The sequence below is a fragment of the Bacillus sp. BHET2 genome, from assembly GCF_005938125.1.
Lineage (GTDB): Bacteria > Bacillota > Bacilli > Bacillales > Bacillaceae_B > Rossellomorea.
This window is the reverse complement of sequence record NZ_VCQN01000001.1, coordinates 1,274,394-1,291,606: the sequence shown is the minus strand read 5'-3', so window position 1 is coordinate 1,291,606 and position 17,213 is coordinate 1,274,394. Positions and strand designations below refer to the sequence as shown.

The following is a 17,213-nucleotide window of genomic DNA, read 5'->3' as shown; positions in this document are numbered from 1 at the left end:
CGGAAGGTTTGGAGGTGAAGGAATGGCAAGTGAAATCTTATCTCAAAGTGAAATCGATGCGTTGTTATCTGCCCTCAATACAGGGGAGATGAGTGCAGACGATTTCAAGAAAGAAGAAGAAGAGAAAAAAGTCAAAGTATACGATTTCAAAAGGGCTTTGCGTTTTTCAAAAGATCAAATTAGAAGTTTAACCAGAATCCATGAAAATTTCGCCAGGATATTAACGACTTACTTCTCTGCACAGCTCAGGACGTATGTTCAAATTAATGTAGCCTCTGCCGACCAAATTCCTTATGAAGAATTTATAAGGTCTGTCCCGAAAATGACGATATTGAACGTATATGAACTTCCCCCTCTGGACGGTAGGATCCTGATGGAAATCAACCCGAATATTGCCTACTCGATGATGGACCGAGTAATGGGGGGCAGAGGTGTCAGCGTGAATAAAGTAGAGAGTTTAACTGAAATTGAAACCAGGATCATGAGTCAGCTGTTTGAAAAAGCGTTCGAGAACTTAAGGGAAGCGTGGAGCACGGTCGCAGATATAGATCCATTCTTTGCTGAATTTGAAGTGAATCCTCAATTCCTTCAAATGGTGTCTCCAAATGAGACGGTTGTGGTCATTTCTTTAAATACAACAATCGGTGAAACAAGCGGCATGATCAATATTTGTATTCCACACGTTGTTTTAGAGCCAATCCTTCCGAAGTTATCCGGAAGTTATTGGATGGAATCCAAAAAGAAAGAAAGTAATCCAGAAGAAACCGCCCAACTTGAAAGAAGAATCAAGAAAGCACAAGTACCCATTGTTGCTGAATTAGGACATTCTGATATAACGATTGAAGAATTCCTAGTGCTTGGTGTCGGGGATGTCATCGAGATGAATACCCGAATCGATGATCCATTAACAATACGAGTGGGTGAGGTTCCTAAATTCACAGCTCAGCCAGGTAAATCAAATAAAAAATTGGCTGTGCAAATTTTAGATTCGTTGAAGGAGGGAGACGACGATGATGAGTGATGATATGTTATCACAAGATGAAATAGATGCGTTGCTCCGGGGGTCTGCTGAGCCAGAAGAGGAAGTTGAAGTCCGCGAAGAAATTGACATGAGTGAATACATCAGTACCATGGAAGAGGATGCTTTAGGTGAAATCGGGAATATTTCATTCGGGAGTTCAGCAACAGCTTTATCCACGTTATTAAATCAGAAGGTTGAAATAACGACACCTAAAGTAAGTATCATTGATAGGAACTATTTAGAAGAGGAATTCCCTCATCCATATGCAGCCATCCAGGTTAAATATACAGAAGGATTCTCAGGAGCTAACTTATTAGTGATTAAGCAATCGGATGCCTCGATCATAGCTGATTTAATGCTCGGCGGGGATGGAAGAAATCCATCCGGTGAATTAGGGGAAATTCAGCTTAGTGCAGTACAAGAAGCGATGAATCAAATGATGGGTTCCGCAGCGACTTCTATGTCAACGGTGTTCAGTAAGAAAGTGGATATTTCACCACCTTCCATTGACCTCATGTACATACCTGAAGGGGAAGGGGAAGAAAACATTCCCAATCAAGATTTGCTGTTAAAGGTCTCATTTTCATTAAAAATAGGAGACCTCATTGATTCAAACATAATGCAGCTTCTACCATTACACTTTGCAAAGAGTCTTGTTGATGAATTAATGAATGGGGGAGAAACGGAAGCGGAAGTGGCAGCCACTATTACTCAAGCTCCTGAACAAGCCCATGCAACACCCCAGCCTGTACATCAGGAAAGACAGGCACAGCCTGCTGCTTCAACACAGCAGACACCTCCACAGCATCTGGGTGGACAAGGGATGCAATCTGAACCAGTCAATGTACAACCTGCTACATTTAGTAACTTTGAGCCTACTACTTTGGGACAAAATGAAACAAACAACTTAAATATGTTGTTGGATATTCCTTTGCAAGTCACGGTTGAGCTTGGAAGGACGAATCGATCAGTCAGGGATATCTTGGAATTATCGTCGGGATCTATTATTGAACTTGATAAATTAGCGGGAGAACCGGTTGATATTCTCGTGAACAGCCAGCTGATGGCAAAGGGTGAAGTCGTCGTAATCGATGAAAACTTTGGTGTCAGGATCACAGATATTGTTAGTCAAAGTGATCGTATAAAAAAACTAAAATAACAAATTAATTTTAACTAGAAGATGGAGGATGAAGGTAATGTCGAATAAAATTCTAATCGTGGATGATGCAGCCTTTATGAGAATGATGATTAAAGATATCTTAACGAAAAACGGGTTTGATGTAGTTGGAGAAGCAGCGGATGGAAATCAGGCAGTTGATAAGTATAAAGAGCTGAAACCTGATCTTGTCACCATGGATATTACGATGCCCGAAAAAGATGGTATTGCAGCTTTGAAGGAAATCAAAGCAGTTGATGCTGGCGCGAAAATCATCATGTGTTCTGCCATGGGACAACAAGCAATGGTAATCGATGCCATTCAAGCAGGTGCGAAGGATTTTATCGTAAAACCATTCCAGGCAGATCGTGTAATTGAAGCAATCCAGAAAGCTCTAAGCTAACTGATCAATAAGAAGGTGCATGTGATTGAAGAAGTTTCAAATTCTATTAGCTATAATGGTATTCATCGTAACTGCATCTGTTGGGAGTGTTACAGCATTTGCAGAAGTGAATAATGTGAAAGACTGTATAGATCAACCAGAAAAATGCAACGGGCAACAAACAAACGAAGTGGACGGTTCTGAAACAGGGCTTTCCACCTCTATTACATTTATAGATTACCTAAAGATGATCATTGCTCTTATCTTTGTCGTAGCTCTTATCTATTTTTTATTGAAGTTTATTAATCAAAAGGGAAGATCCTTTCAACAAACGAAATTAATCAATCACTTAGGAGGAGCACCTCTTGGGGGAAATCGCTCCGTACAAATTGTGAAGGTAGGCAAGCAAGTACTCGTATTAGGCGTAGGCGAGGATATTCAGTTATTGAAAGAGGTCCGGGATGAAAAGGAAAAGGAAGAGATTCTATCCTATTATCAGGAGACTCAATTTCCCGATGCAAAGGCAGCGGTATCAAGCTGGCTGACAAAGGTTAAAGGATCACCTCAACCCACTGGCTCATTTCAATCACAGTTAAAAACTCAACTGGAAGAAATGAACAAGGGGAGAAAAAAGATGCTTCAGGATTTGAAAAACAAGGGGAATCATTCAGATGAATGAGTTCATGGAGTTTTTTAACAGTAGTTCTGCAGAAAATGTTTCCACAAGTGTAAAGCTATTATTATTATTTACCGTTCTTTCACTTGCTCCAAGCATTCTAATCTTGATGACATCATTCACCCGGATCATGATAGTCCTATCCTTTGTCCGTACGTCCCTTGCAACACAACAAATGCCACCGAACCAAGTCTTGATAGGACTTTCTTTATTTCTCACATTCTTTATTATGGCTCCTACTTTTCAAGAGGTAAACGATGAAGCATTGACACCTCTTTTTAACGAAGAGATAAATCTTGATGAAGCTTACGACAAAGCTTCGATACCGTTTAAAGAATTCATGAGTAAGCAGACAAGACAAAAGGACCTTGAGTTGTTTCTACAATATTCCGGGGCTGAACGACCAGAATCTGTGAAGGATATCCCTCTCACATCCTTGGTGCCGGCCTTTGCATTAAGTGAAATTAAAACGGCGTTTCAAATCGGCTTTATGGTTTTTATTCCTTTTTTAGTCATTGACATGGTCGTAGCCAGTGTCTTGATGTCAATGGGAATGATGATGTTGCCGCCGGTCATGATCTCCTTGCCGTTTAAAATTTTACTGTTTGTGTTAGTGGATGGATGGTATTTAGTAATAAAATCTCTTTTACAAAGTTTTTAAGTAGGTGAGTTTCAATGAATGCTGAATCGGTTATTGCCATAGCAGAACGAGGGATTTACGTGACCCTAATCGTTTCTGCCCCTTTATTGTTATTAGCCCTTGTAGTGGGGTTAATCGTCAGTATTTTTCAAGCAACAACACAAATACAAGAACAAACACTTGCATTCATACCGAAAATCGTTGCAGTTTTGATCGGGATTGTCTTTTTTGGCCCGTGGATGCTGACAAAGCTCGTCACGTATACATCCCAAATCTTCTCGGATTTAACAAGGTTCGTAGGGTAGAGGGATGGAAGAGCTTGTACCTATTCTATCGGTATATTTACTCGTATTTGTAAGGGTGTCCGCTTTTTTTGTCACCATGCCATTATTTTCATATCGGAATATACCTGCACAACATCGCATCGCTTTCTCAGTGGTACTTTCATGGGTCATGTACTATACGATAGATTCAAAGGCATTTGAAATCAACGGTCAGTACTTCCTGTTAATAATGAAAGAAGCAATGATCGGATTGTTAATCGGTTTTGTTGCTTATATGATTGTTACCGCTATTCAGATAGCAGGGGGGTTCATTGATTTCCAAATGGGGTTTGCCATAGCCAACGTGATTGATCCTCAAACAGGAGCTCAAAGTCCTTTAACGGGACAATATTTATATACATTTGCCCTCTTATTGTTACTTGCACTGAATGGTCATCATCTATTATTGGATGGGATTTTTTATAGTTATCAGCTCATTCCCATCGATAGTCCATGGATTCCTTTTGGAGATGAGAAATTAATCGATTATGTTATAACATCCTTTAATTCTATGTTTATCATTGCATTTCAGATGTCCATTCCCGTTGTCGCCACTCTTTTTCTGGTGGACGTGGCTTTAGGTATCGTTGCAAGAACCGTACCCCAGTTGAATATCTTTGTTGTTGGATTCCCCATAAAAATTGCAGTTGCCTTTATTGTATTATTCATTGTGATGGGGGTCACGTTTACGGTCATGCAACAACTGTTTGAAATGATGTTTGTGACGATGAGAGATTTAATGAAAATTATTGGAGGCACATAAATTGCAGTGGCTATCATTAGACCTACAGTATTTTAGTGGGGAAAAGACTGAGAAAGCGACGCCGAAAAAACGGGAAGATGCAAAAAAGAAGGGACAAACAGCGAAAAGTCAGGATGTCAATACTGCCATTATCCTTCTTGCTGTTTTTTTATTTCTTACCTTCAGTGCTTCCTATATCGGGAATATCGTTTTTGATCTGTTCCATCAAACGTTTCAGGAATATATGCTCATGGAGCTTACAGAGAATACCGTACAAGTCATTACTATGGACATTATGAAGGAAGTTGCCTTGCTTCTCGGTCCCATTATGCTTGTGGCACTTCTTGCTGGATTGGTCTCCAATTATATACAAGTAGGTGTCATGTTTACGACAGAACCTTTACAACCTAAATTAGAAAAGATCGATCCCATAAAGGGGTTTAAACGGATTTTTTCAATACGCGCGATTGTAGAACTTTTGAAATCAATCTTAAAAATTTCATTTGTGGGAGCGATCACATTTGTCATTCTATGGATGAACATCGAACAAGTGTTAAGTCTCTCATTTAAATCAGTCGGTGATTCATTAGCCACCATGGCGAGCTTGACGGTTCAAATGGGAATCGCGGCATCCTTGGCATTATTATTTTTGTCCCTATTTGATTTTCTATATCAGAGATATGATTTTGAAAAGAACATCCGAATGTCAAAACAGGATTTAAAGGACGAACATAAAAATATCGAAGGAGACCCACTGATTAAATCAAAGATCAAACAAAGACAACGTGAGATGGCCATGAGACGTATGATGCAGGAAGTGCCTGATGCTGATGTAGTCATCACTAACCCCACTCACTTCGCCATTGCTCTAAAATATGATGAGAATAAAATGGACGCTCCATTTGTTGTGGCAAAAGGAGTGGACTACCTGGCACAAAAAATAAAATACATTGCCAATGAAAATGAAATCGTAATGGTAGAGAATCGTCCGTTAGCCAGGTCCCTCTATGAATCGGCCGAAATAGGCGATGCCGTTCCAGAAGAATTTTTCAAGGCAGTGGCAGAAATTTTAGCATACGTTTATCGTATAAAAAATCAGCTGTAAGCAGTTAGGAGAGAAACAATGTCAGCAAGAGATTTATCCGTACTAGCAAGTGTCATATTAATCGTCGCTATGCTTATCATCCCATTCCCATCGTGGTTGTTAAGCCTGTTGATTATTATTAATATTTCACTCGCACTCCTTGTCCTCCTAATTTCTATGAATATGAATGAACCATTGCAATTTTCTATATTTCCTTCTTTATTATTGCTTTTGACGCTTTTCAGACTGGGTCTAAATGTTTCCACAACGAGATCGATCCTTAGTAAGGGTGAAGCAGGGGACGTTGTGGAAACCTTTGGAACATTCGTTGTTGGTGGAAATATACTTGTAGGACTTGTTGTGTTTATCATTTTGATCGTTATCCAATTCATCGTCATTACGAAGGGATCAGAACGTGTTTCTGAGGTTGCGGCCCGCTTTACCCTGGACGCCATGCCCGGTAAGCAGATGAGTATTGATGCCGATTTAAATGCTGGCATGATTTCAGAGCATGATGCAAGAGACCGAAGAGACAAAGTAGGTAGAGAAGCCGATTTCTATGGTGCTATGGACGGGGCATCCAAATTTGTAAAAGGTGATGCGATCGCTGGAATTGTCATCGTTTTGATCAATTTAATATTCGGAATCATCATTGGGATGACCCAACAAGGGCTCCCAATTGCTGAAGCGGCAACCCGATATTCATTATTAACAGTTGGCGACGGCATCGTCAGCCAGATTCCTGCCCTGCTGATTTCAACAGCTACTGGTATCGTCGTCACAAGGGCAGCATCGGAAGGAAATCTGGGACAGGATATTATGAACCAGCTCCTTGCTTATCCTATCATGCTCTATGTATCGGCGTTCACGATCTTTATGCTCGGTGTAGCTACACCCATAAATGATATTTTAACGATTCCTGTTGCAGCTTTATTAGGAATCGGCGGATATTTGCTTTCGAGGTCACCTACTGAAAATGAGGCTGACGCTATGGAGATGGAAGAAGAAGTAGAGCAGGATGAAATGAAGAGCCCTGAGAGCGTTGTGAATCTATTGAATGTAGACCCCATTGAATTCGAATTTGGATATGGACTGATTCCCCTTGCTGATGCCAATCAGGGAGGAGACCTCCTTGACCGGATCGTGATGATCAGACGCCAACTAGCCATTGAGCTGGGTCTCGTCATACCTGTTGTGCGAATTCGGGATAATATACAACTACAGCCAAACGAATATCGCTTGAAAATTAAAGGAAATGAAATGGCACGGGGAGAGCTCTTGCTCGACCATTATCTGGCTATGAGCCCTGGAGTAGAAGATGATTCGATTGAAGGAATCGATACTATCGAACCTTCATTCGGTCTCCCTGCTAAATGGATCTCGGAAGAAATGAAGGAGCAAGCTGAAATTTTCGGATACACAGTCGTGGATCCCCCATCAGTGGTATCAACACATATCACCGAAATGATCAAGTCGAATGCCCACGAGCTCCTAGGGAGACAAGAAACGAAGCAACTCATTGATCACTTACAGGATTCCTATCCTATCCTCGTGGAGGAAGTGACACCAAATCCGTTAACCGTGGGAGAAGTTCAGAAGGTATTGGCTAAGCTATTAAAGGAAAACGTATCTATACGAAATTTGCCGATCATATTTGAAACACTGGCGGATTATGCGAAAATGAGCTCGGATACAGATTTGTTGGCAGAGTATGTAAGACAATCGTTAGCAAGGCAAATTACAAACCAATTCGTGCAGGGTGATGCATCACTAAAGGTGGTAACGGTGTCAGGAAAAGTGGAGAAAATGATTGCAGATGCCATTCAACAAACAGAGCATGGAAATTATTTATCTATGGATCCGAATGACTCGCAAGGTATATTAGAAGCAGTCGCCTCCCAAGTGGAACAGCTTTCTCTTATGGAGGAGTCGCCCGTCATTCTCTGCTCTCCGGCAGTGAGAATGTATGTTAGACAATTAACAGAAAGGTATTTCCCACAAGTGCCGATCATTTCATATAACGAGTTGGAAGCCAATGTAGAAGTACAAAGCTTAGGGGTGGTGAATGTAGGATGAAGGTAAAGAAGTATGGAGCTCCATCCATGAATGAAGCAATGAAAAGGGTAAGGGCTGAATTAGGTGAAGATGCAGTCATATTGAACTCTAAAGTCACTTATACCGGTGGGTTTATGGGATTGTTCAAAAAGAAAATGATTGAAGTGATTGCAGCAATCGATCCAGAGGTTGAAAATGAGAGGGTTGAAATGAGTAGGGTGAAAACAAAGGCGACTCCTCCTCCGCCAACCACTACAGCACCCATAAAAAAACAAACTGAGAAGGCTTCCAATAAATCGGTTGAGTCAGAGTTAAAGGAATTAAAACAAATGATTTCTACTTTGAATTCCAAAAACCAATTTGAAAAATTCACGGATATTGTTCAGGAAATTCTCCTTTATCTTAAAAAGCAGGAGGTAAATGATTCAATCCTGTTTCACCTCGGAGAGTATCTGGAAGAAAGAATAAACATTGGCTCTTTTTCCACAGATCCTAAAGATGAGTGGGCGCATAAAGAAGTAAATCGATTTCTTCAGAATCATCTCTTGGGTATCGAGTCAGGTGGAATGAGCTATAAGAAGAAATATATCAATGTGATTGGTCCGACTGGTGTAGGTAAAACAACAACCTTAGCCAAAATGGCGGCTGAAGCTGTCATTGAGAAAAGGATGAAAATCGCCTTCATCACAACGGATACATACAGGATTGCCGCCATTGAGCAATTAAAGACGTATGCAGGTCTTTTAAATGTTCCGGTTGAAGTTGTATATAAAATGGATGACTTTAAAAAAGCAATCGAAAAGTTTCAGGATTATGATCATGTATTCATCGATACAGCTGGCCGCAATTTCAGAGAAAAGAAATATGTAGATGATTTGAAAGAGATCATCGATTTCGAACATCAAATGGAGACTTACTTGGTTCTCTCTCTAACGAGCAAAGAACAGGATATGAGAGAAATCATCTCACAATTCGCTTCTGTTGGAATTGACCGCTTTATTTTCACGAAATTGGATGAAACTTCAAGCTATGGCTCTATGATAAATGTAATGACAGAAGTGAAGATCGGTGCAGCTTACGTCACGACTGGTCAGGATGTCCCGGAAGACATTATCGAGATGAACGATGATGAAATTGCCCATTTGCTAATGAAAGGATATAGCTATGAATGATCAAGCATACAACCTAAGGAGGAAAATGCTCTTAAATGACTCTGAACCTGCGAAAACGATTGCGATTGTTAGCGGAAAAGGAGGGGTTGGTAAATCGAATATATCAACTAACCTTTCCATTTTACTAGGGAAAGAGAATAAGAAGGTATTGTTATTTGATCTTGATATAGGTATGGGGAATATTCATATCTTACTAGGAAGTCATCATCCCTACTCTATTATGGATTATATCGAGGAAAAAGAACTAGGAATCGAGACCATTATATGTGAAAATGTTCATGGTATTTCTTACATTAGTGGGGGGAACGGCCTGAAAAATATAGTGGAGTGGAAAGATAGACAGATCGAACGCTTCTTCCACGTAATGGATTATGCTGTCCATCATTATGATTATATTTTGTTCGATATGGGAGCGGGTGCGACGAAAGAAACGCTGGAGTTTCTCCTCGCAATGGATGAGATCATTGTTGTCACAACACCAGAGCCCACCTCTATTACAGATGCCTACTCCATGATGAAATATATATACTTGAGAGATCAAGAGAAGCATTTCTACCTTCTTTGTAATAGGGCTGAAATAAAGAAAGAAGGACTTGAAACCATCACTAGATTACAAGAGACGGTCAGAAAATTCCTTCACAAAGAAATCGTATCCTTAGGGGTGTTACCAGAAGATGCAGCTGTTAGGAGATCCGTGATTGATCAAACCCCAATAGTGGTGGGGTATCCTGCTTCAGCTATGACCTTAAGCCTGCGGACGATGGTGCATCACCTGACAGGCACGTCGAGTCCTTCAGCTAACAACCAGACCGGATTTGTAAAAAAAATCAAAAAATTATTTTTTGGGAGGTAAAAGTCCTAAATGAAAAAGGTTTTAGTTGTCGATGATTCAGCATTTATGAGAAAGCTCATTAGTGACTTCTTAACGACCTCAGATCAGCTAGAAGTAATAGGTATCGCCAGGAATGGTGAAGATGCGATTGCAAAGATTCATAAACTTCGTCCTGATGTCGTCACCCTGGATGTTGAAATGCCGAAGATGAACGGGATTGAAGCGTTAAGGAGAATTATGCAGGACTGTCCTCTCCCTGTGGTTATGCTCTCGTCCACAACGAAAGAAGGGGCAGAAGAAACAGTTACAGCAATGGAACTGGGGGCTGTTGATTTTATCGCGAAACCGTCCGGAACCATTTCTCTGGATCTTCACAAAGTACAGGATGAAATCGTTGATAAAGTAGTTGCCGCAAGCAAAGTGAACATAAAGAAAATGACGAAAGTGTATCGAAAAAGGACAGAAGAAATAGAACCAAATCAAAGTGTCTTTGAAGCAAACTCACCGAAAACAATCAATCGTAAGTGGAACATGAATTCATCTAAAGTAATCCTAATTGGGACATCAACCGGAGGTCCAAGGGCTTTGCAGCAAGTACTGACAGAATTACCTCCTGACCTTGATGCACCGGTAGTAGTGGTACAACATATGCCGCCTGGATTTACAAGATCACTTGCCGATCGATTAGACGGTCAATCCGCTATTAAAGTTAAAGAAGCGGAACATGAAGAAACCCTGCAAAAAGGAACAGCCTATATAGCACCTGGTGGTTTTCACACAAGGGTGATGGATCTAGGTTCACATTTATCCTTTCAATTGACTAAGGAAGAGGCACCAAGAAATGGACATAGACCCTCCGTTGATACCTTATTCGAATCAGCAAGTTTGATTCGTAATTATGCAAAGATAGCTGTCATCATGACTGGGATGGGGTCTGATGGCTCTGAAGGATTAATTAAGCTTAAAGAACAGGGCGAAGTTAAAGCAATTGCTGAAGCAAAAGAGACCTGTATTGTGTTTGGAATGCCGAAATCAGCTATCGCTACTAAGTTAGTAGATAGTGTGGAAAATATCGAGGATATATCCCTATCAATAATGAAGTACATGATGTAGAGAGGTGTGGAGCACATGGAATTGAGTCAATATTTAGAAGTTTTTATAGAAGAGAGTAAAGAAAATCTGCAAACCTGCAATGAGCAGTTACTAGAATTGGAGAAAAATCCTGAAGATCTTGCTATTGTCAATGAGATCTTTCGTTCAGCTCATACTTTAAAAGGGATGTCTGCCACAATGGGATATGAAGATTTAGCCAATCTCACCCATAAAATGGAGAATGTACTGGATGCGATCCGGAATGAAAAAATAAAAGTAACACCTGAAATCTTAGATGTTGTGTTTAAATCTGTGGATGATCTTGAAGCGATGGTATTTTCCATTGCGGATGGAGGGGATGGAAAACGAAATGTAACAGAAGTAGTGGCGATGCTACAGGCGATTGAAAAAGGTGAAAGCGTATTACCTTCTGCAAGCAATGAAGTTGCTGCAACAGCAGCTCCCGACATGAAGGTATCCATGCAATACGAAGCATTTGAACAAACGGTCATTCAACAATCCTTTGAGCAAGAATTCAACTGTTTTGAAATTACTGTATCATTACGTGAGGATTGCCTACTGAAAGCAGCTAGAGTCTATATGGTATTTGAGGTGCTTGGGAAACTTGGAGAAGTAATAAAATCACATCCAACGGTAGATCAGCTAGAAGAGGAGCAATTTGACCATTCCTTCGTTATCGCCGTTGTCTCAAAAGAAGATGCACGTGTTATTGAGGAAAGTATCCGCAAGGTTTCTGAAGTGGAAAAAGTCTCAATTTTCGAACTAACGTCCCACCATCTTCAAATTAACCTCAATGACACAGCACCAGAACGAAAGGAAATAGCGGATAAGGGGCAGGAAGAAGTTCAGACGCCTAAACCAGCAAACAATCCAGCCAAACAAACGAGCCCAACCAGTAAAACGATTCGGGTCAATATCGAACGGCTTGACGTCCTAATGAATCTTTTTGAAGAACTTGTTATTGATAGGGGTCGTCTGGAGCAAATTTCAAAAGATTTGAACAATCCAGAGCTTAATGAAACAGTAGAAAGAATGACGAGGATTTCCGGAGATTTGCAAAACATCATCCTTAATATGCGGATGGTTCCTGTAGAGACGGTGTTTAACCGATTCCCACGAATGGTGAGACAACTGGCAAGAGATTTAAATAAAAAAATCGAACTTGAAATCATCGGTGCCGAAACCGAACTTGACCGTACAGTAATAGATGAAATTGGTGACCCACTTGTCCATTTAATACGTAATGCCCTTGATCATGGGATTGAAATGCCGGACATTCGTGTGAAAAATGGCAAACCTGAACAGGGAACGGTCAAATTGAAAGCATATCATAGTGGAAATCATGTATTTATTGAGCTTGAAGATGATGGAGCCGGTATCAATAAGCAACGGGTGTTGGAAAAGGCGATCCAAAAAGGAATCGTTTCTGAAGACATAGCCGATACATTGTCAGACAGACAAATTTATGAACTAATTTTGGCATCAGGTTTCTCTACTGCCGAACAAATTTCGGATATTTCCGGAAGAGGTGTTGGATTGGATGTTGTGAAAGCAACAATTGAATCTTTAGGTGGTTCGATCACTATTGACTCCACAGTCGGACATGGTTCATTGTTTTCGATTCAATTACCATTAACGTTATCGATTATTTCTGTCATGCTTGTTGAAATCGAAGCAGAGAAATATGCAATACCGCTTTCTTCCATTATAGAGACAGCCATCGTGAAAAAGGAAGAAATCATGAATGCCCACAATCAAAGAGTCATCGATTTCAGAGGGAAGGTAGTTCCGTTATTATTCCTTGAAGATGTATTTGAAGTTCCTAAAGATTCAAAAGAAGAGGATTTGTATTCTGTTGTCATTGTACGTAAGGGAGAGAAGATGGCAGGGTTAGTGGTCGACTCCTTCATCGGTCAACAGGAGATTGTCCTGAAATCTTTAGGGAATTACTTGAATGATGTATTTGCCATTTCCGGTGCAACGATACTAGGGGATGGTCAAGTCGCGTTAATTGTTGATTGTAATGCGTTAATTAAATAGGGGGTAAGGGTAATGAGTGAAGTGACAGAAACAGTGGAAGACCTAAAACTTATCGTATTCCAATTAGTGGATAAGGAATATGTGATACCGGTCAATCAGGTTCGTTCAATCGAAAAGCTGCAACATATTACAAGAGTGCCGAGTACCGCCTCATATGTAAAGGGTGTTATAAATTTACGAGGGGTAGTAACACCGATAATCGATTTAAGAAGCAGGTTTGAATTACCATCCTCAGAGCCGACTGAAAGCACACGGGTAATCATCGCAGGAGTAGAAGACAAAGAAGTAGGTTTGATAGTGGATGCGGCAAACGACGTACTGGATGTCACAAGGGAATCGATAGAGCCCTCTCCAGAAGTTGTGGGAGTAGTCGAAGCAGAGTATATAGGTGGAGTAGTAAAGCAAAACAGAAGACTACTGATTCTGCTCCATTTGGATAAAATACTACAATCCATCTAAGGGGGGCGATTAGACATGGGTTATGAAAAGCAAATTTCTTCAATGCACTTGGATATATTGAAAGAAATAGGTAACATCGGGGCAGGGCATGCAGCAACCGCCCTTTCCACCCTTCTTGGAAAAAAGATTGATATGAAAGTACCGAGTGTACAAGTCGTTTCCTTTGATGAAATGATGGATATGGCAGGGGGTCCCGACAATGTCGTCGTAAGTGTTTTCTTGCGAATTGAAGGTGAAGCCCCTGGTAGCATGTTTTTCTTATTACCAGTTGAACAAGCGTCCATGTACATACGAACGATGATTGACGATCGTTCGTTTTCCTTTAATGAGCCTCCTTATTCAGAGTTAGGGCTATCTGCTATGCAAGAATTAGGTAATATCCTTTCTGGTTCTTACTTATCATCACTGTCTGATTTTACAAATTTAATGCTTTTACCATCTGTTCCGGCTTTATCCGTAGACATGGCTGGTGCAATAATCGGATTTGGTTTACTGGAAATATCTCAAGTGAGTGATTATGCAATCGTCATTGATACCGCTTTACAAGAAGATGAAGGGATGTCGTCTGAGAGTGTGAAGGGACATTTTTTCCTTCTGCCTGACCCTGAATCATTCGAAATCATTTTCCAATCACTCGGAGTGAAACTATGATGAGTGTAAGTACGGTAGTGAAAGTCGGTATTGCAGATATGAATATCGCTGATGGTGAAACCTCTATCCGTACGTCAGGACTGGGCTCATGCATCGGTGTCGTTCTGTATGATGAATGGATAAAGTTGGCCGGGATGGTGCATGTGATGCTCCCCGATTCATCGATTGGAAAAGAAGTTAAGCCGAATTTAGCCAAATACGCTGACACAGGAATAGAAGAGCTTATCCGCCAACTAAAAACGCGTGGCGCCAATTTGAGGAGGCTCCAATGCAAAATGGCAGGAGGAGCACAAATGTTCCAATTTCAATCCAAGAGTGATGTCATGAGAATTGGCCCGAGGAATGCAGAAGCGGTCAAAGAGGTCCTCTTGAAGCATGGGGTACCAATTGTGGCTGAGGATTTAGGCGGTAACAAAGGCAGAACCATTGAATTCTTCACTTCTACAGGGATTCTTCAGGTTCGGACAGTCAATGAAGGGATAAAGGAATTGTGAATTCCATCTATTAAATCATTCATTTACCGTCCTCAGTGACCGAAATCGAATATCTAAATGTTTCTGAGAAAGAAAATAGGTAGCAAGGAGGATTCTTATGTCTCAACAACCCCCTCGAACAGATGAACAACAATATTGGGAGAAATGGATTAACAGTCGTGATATAGAAGCCGGAGACATGTTAGTGAAGAAGTACATGCCTCTTGTATCGTATCATGTTCAGCGAATTTCCGTTGGGCTGCCAAGAAATGTCTCGAGAGAAGATATAAAGAGTCTTGGGTTGATGGGATTACTGGATGCACTTCAGAAGTTTGATCCGACAAGAGATTTGAAATTTGATACATATGCTTCATTTCGGGTAAGGGGGGCCATACTTGATGGCTTGAGAAAAGAGGACTGGCTTCCCAGGTCTACTAGAGATAAAGCGAAAAAAATCGAAGCGAAAACGGTTGAATTGGAACAGACGCTATTGCGTCACGTATCAGCTGAGGAGGTAGCGGCTTCCCTGGAGATGTCCCCAGAAGAAGTGTATCAAGCAACGAACGAGCATTTTTTTGCCAATGTCCTGTCCATGGATGAACAGTTAACAGATGATGATCACGAAACGCAGAACTATTCTCTTAAAGATGACAAGACAGTTTCGCCTGAAGAGGAAGTGCTAAAAGGTGAGAAGCTGAGTGAACTTGAGAAGACAATCAGGACCCTATCAGATAAAGAACAGCTTGTGTTAAGCTTATTCTATAAAGAAGAATTAACATTGACTGAAATTGGAGAAATCATGAAACTATCTACTTCCCGAATTTCTCAAATTCATTCCAAATCCATATTTAAATTACGCAATCTGCTTGGCTCTTAATACAAAGGGTGCAAATCATACAAACTAGGTGATGACATGGTAACGTTTCTACTCTTTTTATCTTTTCTTCTAAATATTATTTCCCTGCTTTCGATCGTTATTTTATACTCCAGACAAAATCGTTTTGTACACATGGAAAAAGAACAAAAGAAAATGATAAGTGATATGGAAGATGTTATTTCAGCTTATCTGATAGAAATGAAAGAAGAAAATGATGAGTTTATCAGGACTTTCAAAACCAAGGTACAGGACGAAACAGAGGGGTTTGGTCAGACGAATGATATGAATCAAGACAATGGTCAAGCATCCGACGCGCGGACAATACGGACAGGCGCAGGTTATAAGGTTGCTCAGAAGGCGTATCAACAAACGAATAACCTCATATCGGAACCTGCCCACCCGACCGAACAAATGAAAATGAAACAACCAGAGAACGATCCACTTATTCAACAAGTCATCTTACTTAAGGAAAAAGGGATGCCAATTGAAGAAATTGCTAAGAGCGTAGGAAAAGGTCAAACAGAAATTGAGCTCCTGTTAAAATTCCGACAAATTATGTAGGAAGTTCTTGATTGGTTGGGATAGGTATGCTATAGTATTCATGGTGTTATCACACACGTTTCTCGATTGAAGTGGATGGTGCTATTCAATAGAATAGTTTCTACTTTCAAAATGACAGAAACGGAGGAGAAAACAAAAACCATTAGGAGGAAACACACATGTCAGTAATTTCTATGAAACAATTGCTAGAAGCTGGTGTTCATTTCGGACACCAAACTCGCCGTTGGAACCCAAAGATGAAGAGATACATCTTCACTGAGCGTAACGGCATCTACATCATCGACCTTCAAAAAACAGTTAAAAAGGTTGAAGAAGCTTATAAATTCGTGAAAGAATTAGCTGGTAACGGCGGTAAAGTTCTTTTCGTTGGAACAAAGAAACAAGCACAAGAGTCTGTTAAAGAAGAGGCAGAGCGTGCTGGTATGTACTACATTAACCAACGTTGGTTAGGTGGAACACTTACTAACTTCGAAACAATCCAAAAGCGTATTACACGTCTTAAAGACATCGAAAAGATGGAAGAAAACGGTACGTTTGAAGTACTTCCGAAGAAAGAAGTTGTACAACTGAAAAAAGAACATGAACGCTTGGTTAAATTCCTAGGCGGAATCAAAGATATGAACACGCTACCTGATGCACTATTCATCATTGACCCTCGTAAAGAGCGTATTGCTGTAGCTGAAGCGCGTAAACTTCATATCCCTATCGTGGGTATCGTTGATACAAACTGTGATCCGGATGAAATTGATGTCGTAATTCCTGCGAATGATGATGCAATCCGTGCGGTTAAGCTTCTTACAGGTAAAATGGCAGATGCTATTTTAGAAGCTAAGCAAGGTGAAGAAGCAGCTGTAGCAGCTGAGTAATTAAGGAAAGGTGATAAGAGGGCTTACCCTTATCACCTTTTTTTAAAGAGTATTCACATGTGCTGCACTCAAATACAGAGACAGCATATT

19 protein-coding genes are annotated in these 17,213 nt (G+C 40.5%); all 19 read left to right on the top strand.

All coding sequences use genetic code 11. The features are described from left to right. Positions 1 to 22 precede the first annotated feature (22 nt). The 19 genes from fliM (at position 23) to rpsB (ending at position 17,123) form a co-directional block, all read left to right on the top strand. Positions 23 to 1,021 carry a flagellar motor switch protein FliM gene (gene fliM, locus FGG79_RS06605; protein ID WP_138776927.1) on the top strand — a complete coding sequence of 333 codons (999 nt, stop codon included), beginning with the start codon at positions 23 to 25 and terminating at the stop codon, positions 1,019 to 1,021. Beyond that, on the top strand, positions 1,011 to 2,180 hold the full coding sequence (gene fliY, locus FGG79_RS06600; protein WP_138776926.1) for a flagellar motor switch phosphatase FliY: 1,170 nt from the start codon (positions 1,011 to 1,013) through the stop codon (positions 2,178 to 2,180). The genes fliM and fliY overlap by 11 nt, the downstream gene beginning before the upstream one ends. Before the next feature lie 37 nt (positions 2,181 to 2,217). Further along, positions 2,218 to 2,580: a response regulator gene (locus FGG79_RS06595; protein WP_138776925.1), complete on the top strand. Its 363-nt coding sequence runs from the start codon at positions 2,218 to 2,220 to the stop codon at positions 2,578 to 2,580. 25 nt (positions 2,581 to 2,605) lie between these two features. Beyond that, complete coding sequence (locus FGG79_RS06590; RefSeq protein WP_138776924.1) at positions 2,606 to 3,238, top strand: flagellar biosynthetic protein FliO; 633 nt, start codon at positions 2,606 to 2,608, stop codon at positions 3,236 to 3,238. After that, on the top strand, positions 3,231 to 3,896 hold the full coding sequence (fliP, locus tag FGG79_RS06585; RefSeq protein ID WP_138776923.1) for a flagellar type III secretion system pore protein FliP: 666 nt from the start codon (positions 3,231 to 3,233) through the stop codon (positions 3,894 to 3,896). The genes FGG79_RS06590 and fliP overlap by 8 nt, the downstream gene beginning before the upstream one ends. A 14-nt stretch (positions 3,897 to 3,910) precedes the next feature. Further along, entirely contained in the window at positions 3,911 to 4,180 is a 270-nt protein-coding gene (gene fliQ / locus FGG79_RS06580) for a flagellar biosynthesis protein FliQ (protein WP_138776922.1), read from the top strand. 4 nt (positions 4,181 to 4,184) lie between these two features. Further along, entirely contained in the window at positions 4,185 to 4,961 is a 777-nt protein-coding gene (gene fliR / locus FGG79_RS06575) for a flagellar biosynthetic protein FliR (RefSeq protein ID WP_138776921.1), read from the top strand. 1 nt (position 4,962) lies between these two features. Further along, positions 4,963 to 6,045, top strand: a complete 1,083-nt coding sequence (gene flhB, locus FGG79_RS06570; protein ID WP_138776920.1) for a flagellar biosynthesis protein FlhB — start codon at positions 4,963 to 4,965, stop codon at positions 6,043 to 6,045. A gap of 18 nt (positions 6,046 to 6,063) precedes the next feature. After that, positions 6,064 to 8,100 carry a flagellar biosynthesis protein FlhA gene (flhA, locus tag FGG79_RS06565; RefSeq protein WP_138776919.1) on the top strand — a complete coding sequence of 679 codons (2,037 nt, stop codon included), beginning with the start codon at positions 6,064 to 6,066 and terminating at the stop codon, positions 8,098 to 8,100. Then, a complete protein-coding gene (gene flhF / locus FGG79_RS06560; protein ID WP_138776918.1) occupies positions 8,097 to 9,251 on the top strand; it encodes a flagellar biosynthesis GTPase FlhF in 1,155 nt (384 codons plus the stop codon). The genes flhA and flhF overlap by 4 nt, the downstream gene beginning before the upstream one ends. Further along, positions 9,244 to 10,104, top strand: coding sequence for a MinD/ParA family protein (locus FGG79_RS06555; RefSeq protein WP_138776917.1), 861 nt, complete (start codon positions 9,244 to 9,246; stop codon positions 10,102 to 10,104). Before flhF ends, FGG79_RS06555 begins: the two co-directional genes overlap by 8 nt. A gap of 9 nt (positions 10,105 to 10,113) precedes the next feature. After that, positions 10,114 to 11,196 carry a protein-glutamate methylesterase/protein-glutamine glutaminase gene (locus tag FGG79_RS06550; RefSeq protein ID WP_138776916.1) on the top strand — a complete coding sequence of 361 codons (1,083 nt, stop codon included), beginning with the start codon at positions 10,114 to 10,116 and terminating at the stop codon, positions 11,194 to 11,196. Between the two features lie 15 nt (positions 11,197 to 11,211). Beyond that, complete coding sequence (locus tag FGG79_RS06545; protein ID WP_138776915.1) at positions 11,212 to 13,236, top strand: chemotaxis protein CheA; 2,025 nt, start codon at positions 11,212 to 11,214, stop codon at positions 13,234 to 13,236. 12 nt (positions 13,237 to 13,248) lie between these two features. Beyond that, positions 13,249 to 13,695, top strand: coding sequence for a chemotaxis protein CheW (locus tag FGG79_RS06540; RefSeq protein WP_138776914.1), 447 nt, complete (start codon positions 13,249 to 13,251; stop codon positions 13,693 to 13,695). A 15-nt stretch (positions 13,696 to 13,710) separates the two neighbouring features. Continuing rightward, the gene (locus FGG79_RS06535; RefSeq protein ID WP_138776913.1) at positions 13,711 to 14,346 is read left to right on the top strand and encodes a chemotaxis protein CheC; all 636 of its coding nucleotides are present in this window, start codon (positions 13,711 to 13,713) and stop codon (positions 14,344 to 14,346) included. Beyond that, positions 14,343 to 14,840, top strand: a complete 498-nt coding sequence (locus FGG79_RS06530) for a chemotaxis protein CheD (RefSeq protein WP_138776912.1) — start codon at positions 14,343 to 14,345, stop codon at positions 14,838 to 14,840. Before FGG79_RS06535 ends, FGG79_RS06530 begins: the two co-directional genes overlap by 4 nt. 97 nt (positions 14,841 to 14,937) lie before the next feature. Beyond that, positions 14,938 to 15,696 carry a FliA/WhiG family RNA polymerase sigma factor gene (locus FGG79_RS06525; RefSeq protein WP_138776911.1) on the top strand — a complete coding sequence of 253 codons (759 nt, stop codon included), beginning with the start codon at positions 14,938 to 14,940 and terminating at the stop codon, positions 15,694 to 15,696. A 36-nt stretch (positions 15,697 to 15,732) separates the two neighbouring features. Further along, a complete protein-coding gene (locus tag FGG79_RS06520) occupies positions 15,733 to 16,257 on the top strand; it encodes a hypothetical protein (RefSeq protein ID WP_171050826.1) in 525 nt (174 codons plus the stop codon). A gap of 158 nt (positions 16,258 to 16,415) precedes the next feature. Continuing rightward, entirely contained in the window at positions 16,416 to 17,123 is a 708-nt protein-coding gene (rpsB, locus tag FGG79_RS06515; protein ID WP_138776909.1) for a 30S ribosomal protein S2, read from the top strand. The last annotated feature ends 90 nt before the right edge of the window (positions 17,124 to 17,213 follow it).

Excerpts from the sequence above, each read along its gene's own strand:
- fliM (WP_138776927.1), top strand. The coding sequence starts at position 23 with ATGGCAAGTGAAATCTTATCTCAAAGTGAAATCGATGCGTTGTTATCT.
- fliY (WP_138776926.1), top strand. The coding sequence starts at position 1,011 with ATGATGAGTGATGATATGTTATCACAAGATGAAATAGATGCGTTGCTC.
- FGG79_RS06595 (WP_138776925.1), top strand. The coding sequence starts at position 2,218 with ATGTCGAATAAAATTCTAATCGTGGATGATGCAGCCTTTATGAGAATG.
- fliP (WP_138776923.1), top strand. The coding sequence starts at position 3,231 with ATGAATGAGTTCATGGAGTTTTTTAACAGTAGTTCTGCAGAAAATGTT.
- fliQ (WP_138776922.1), top strand. The coding sequence starts at position 3,911 with ATGAATGCTGAATCGGTTATTGCCATAGCAGAACGAGGGATTTACGTG.
- fliR (WP_138776921.1), top strand. The coding sequence starts at position 4,185 with ATGGAAGAGCTTGTACCTATTCTATCGGTATATTTACTCGTATTTGTA.
- flhA (WP_138776919.1), top strand. The coding sequence starts at position 6,064 with ATGTCAGCAAGAGATTTATCCGTACTAGCAAGTGTCATATTAATCGTC.
- flhF (WP_138776918.1), top strand. The coding sequence starts at position 8,097 with ATGAAGGTAAAGAAGTATGGAGCTCCATCCATGAATGAAGCAATGAAA.
- FGG79_RS06555 (WP_138776917.1), top strand. The coding sequence starts at position 9,244 with ATGAATGATCAAGCATACAACCTAAGGAGGAAAATGCTCTTAAATGAC.
- FGG79_RS06550 (WP_138776916.1), top strand. The coding sequence starts at position 10,114 with ATGAAAAAGGTTTTAGTTGTCGATGATTCAGCATTTATGAGAAAGCTC.
- FGG79_RS06545 (WP_138776915.1), top strand. The coding sequence starts at position 11,212 with ATGGAATTGAGTCAATATTTAGAAGTTTTTATAGAAGAGAGTAAAGAA.
- FGG79_RS06540 (WP_138776914.1), top strand. The coding sequence starts at position 13,249 with ATGAGTGAAGTGACAGAAACAGTGGAAGACCTAAAACTTATCGTATTC.
- FGG79_RS06535 (WP_138776913.1), top strand. The coding sequence starts at position 13,711 with ATGGGTTATGAAAAGCAAATTTCTTCAATGCACTTGGATATATTGAAA.
- FGG79_RS06530 (WP_138776912.1), top strand. The coding sequence starts at position 14,343 with ATGATGAGTGTAAGTACGGTAGTGAAAGTCGGTATTGCAGATATGAAT.
- FGG79_RS06525 (WP_138776911.1), top strand. The coding sequence starts at position 14,938 with ATGTCTCAACAACCCCCTCGAACAGATGAACAACAATATTGGGAGAAA.
- FGG79_RS06520 (WP_171050826.1), top strand. The coding sequence starts at position 15,733 with ATGGTAACGTTTCTACTCTTTTTATCTTTTCTTCTAAATATTATTTCC.
- rpsB (WP_138776909.1), top strand. The coding sequence starts at position 16,416 with ATGTCAGTAATTTCTATGAAACAATTGCTAGAAGCTGGTGTTCATTTC.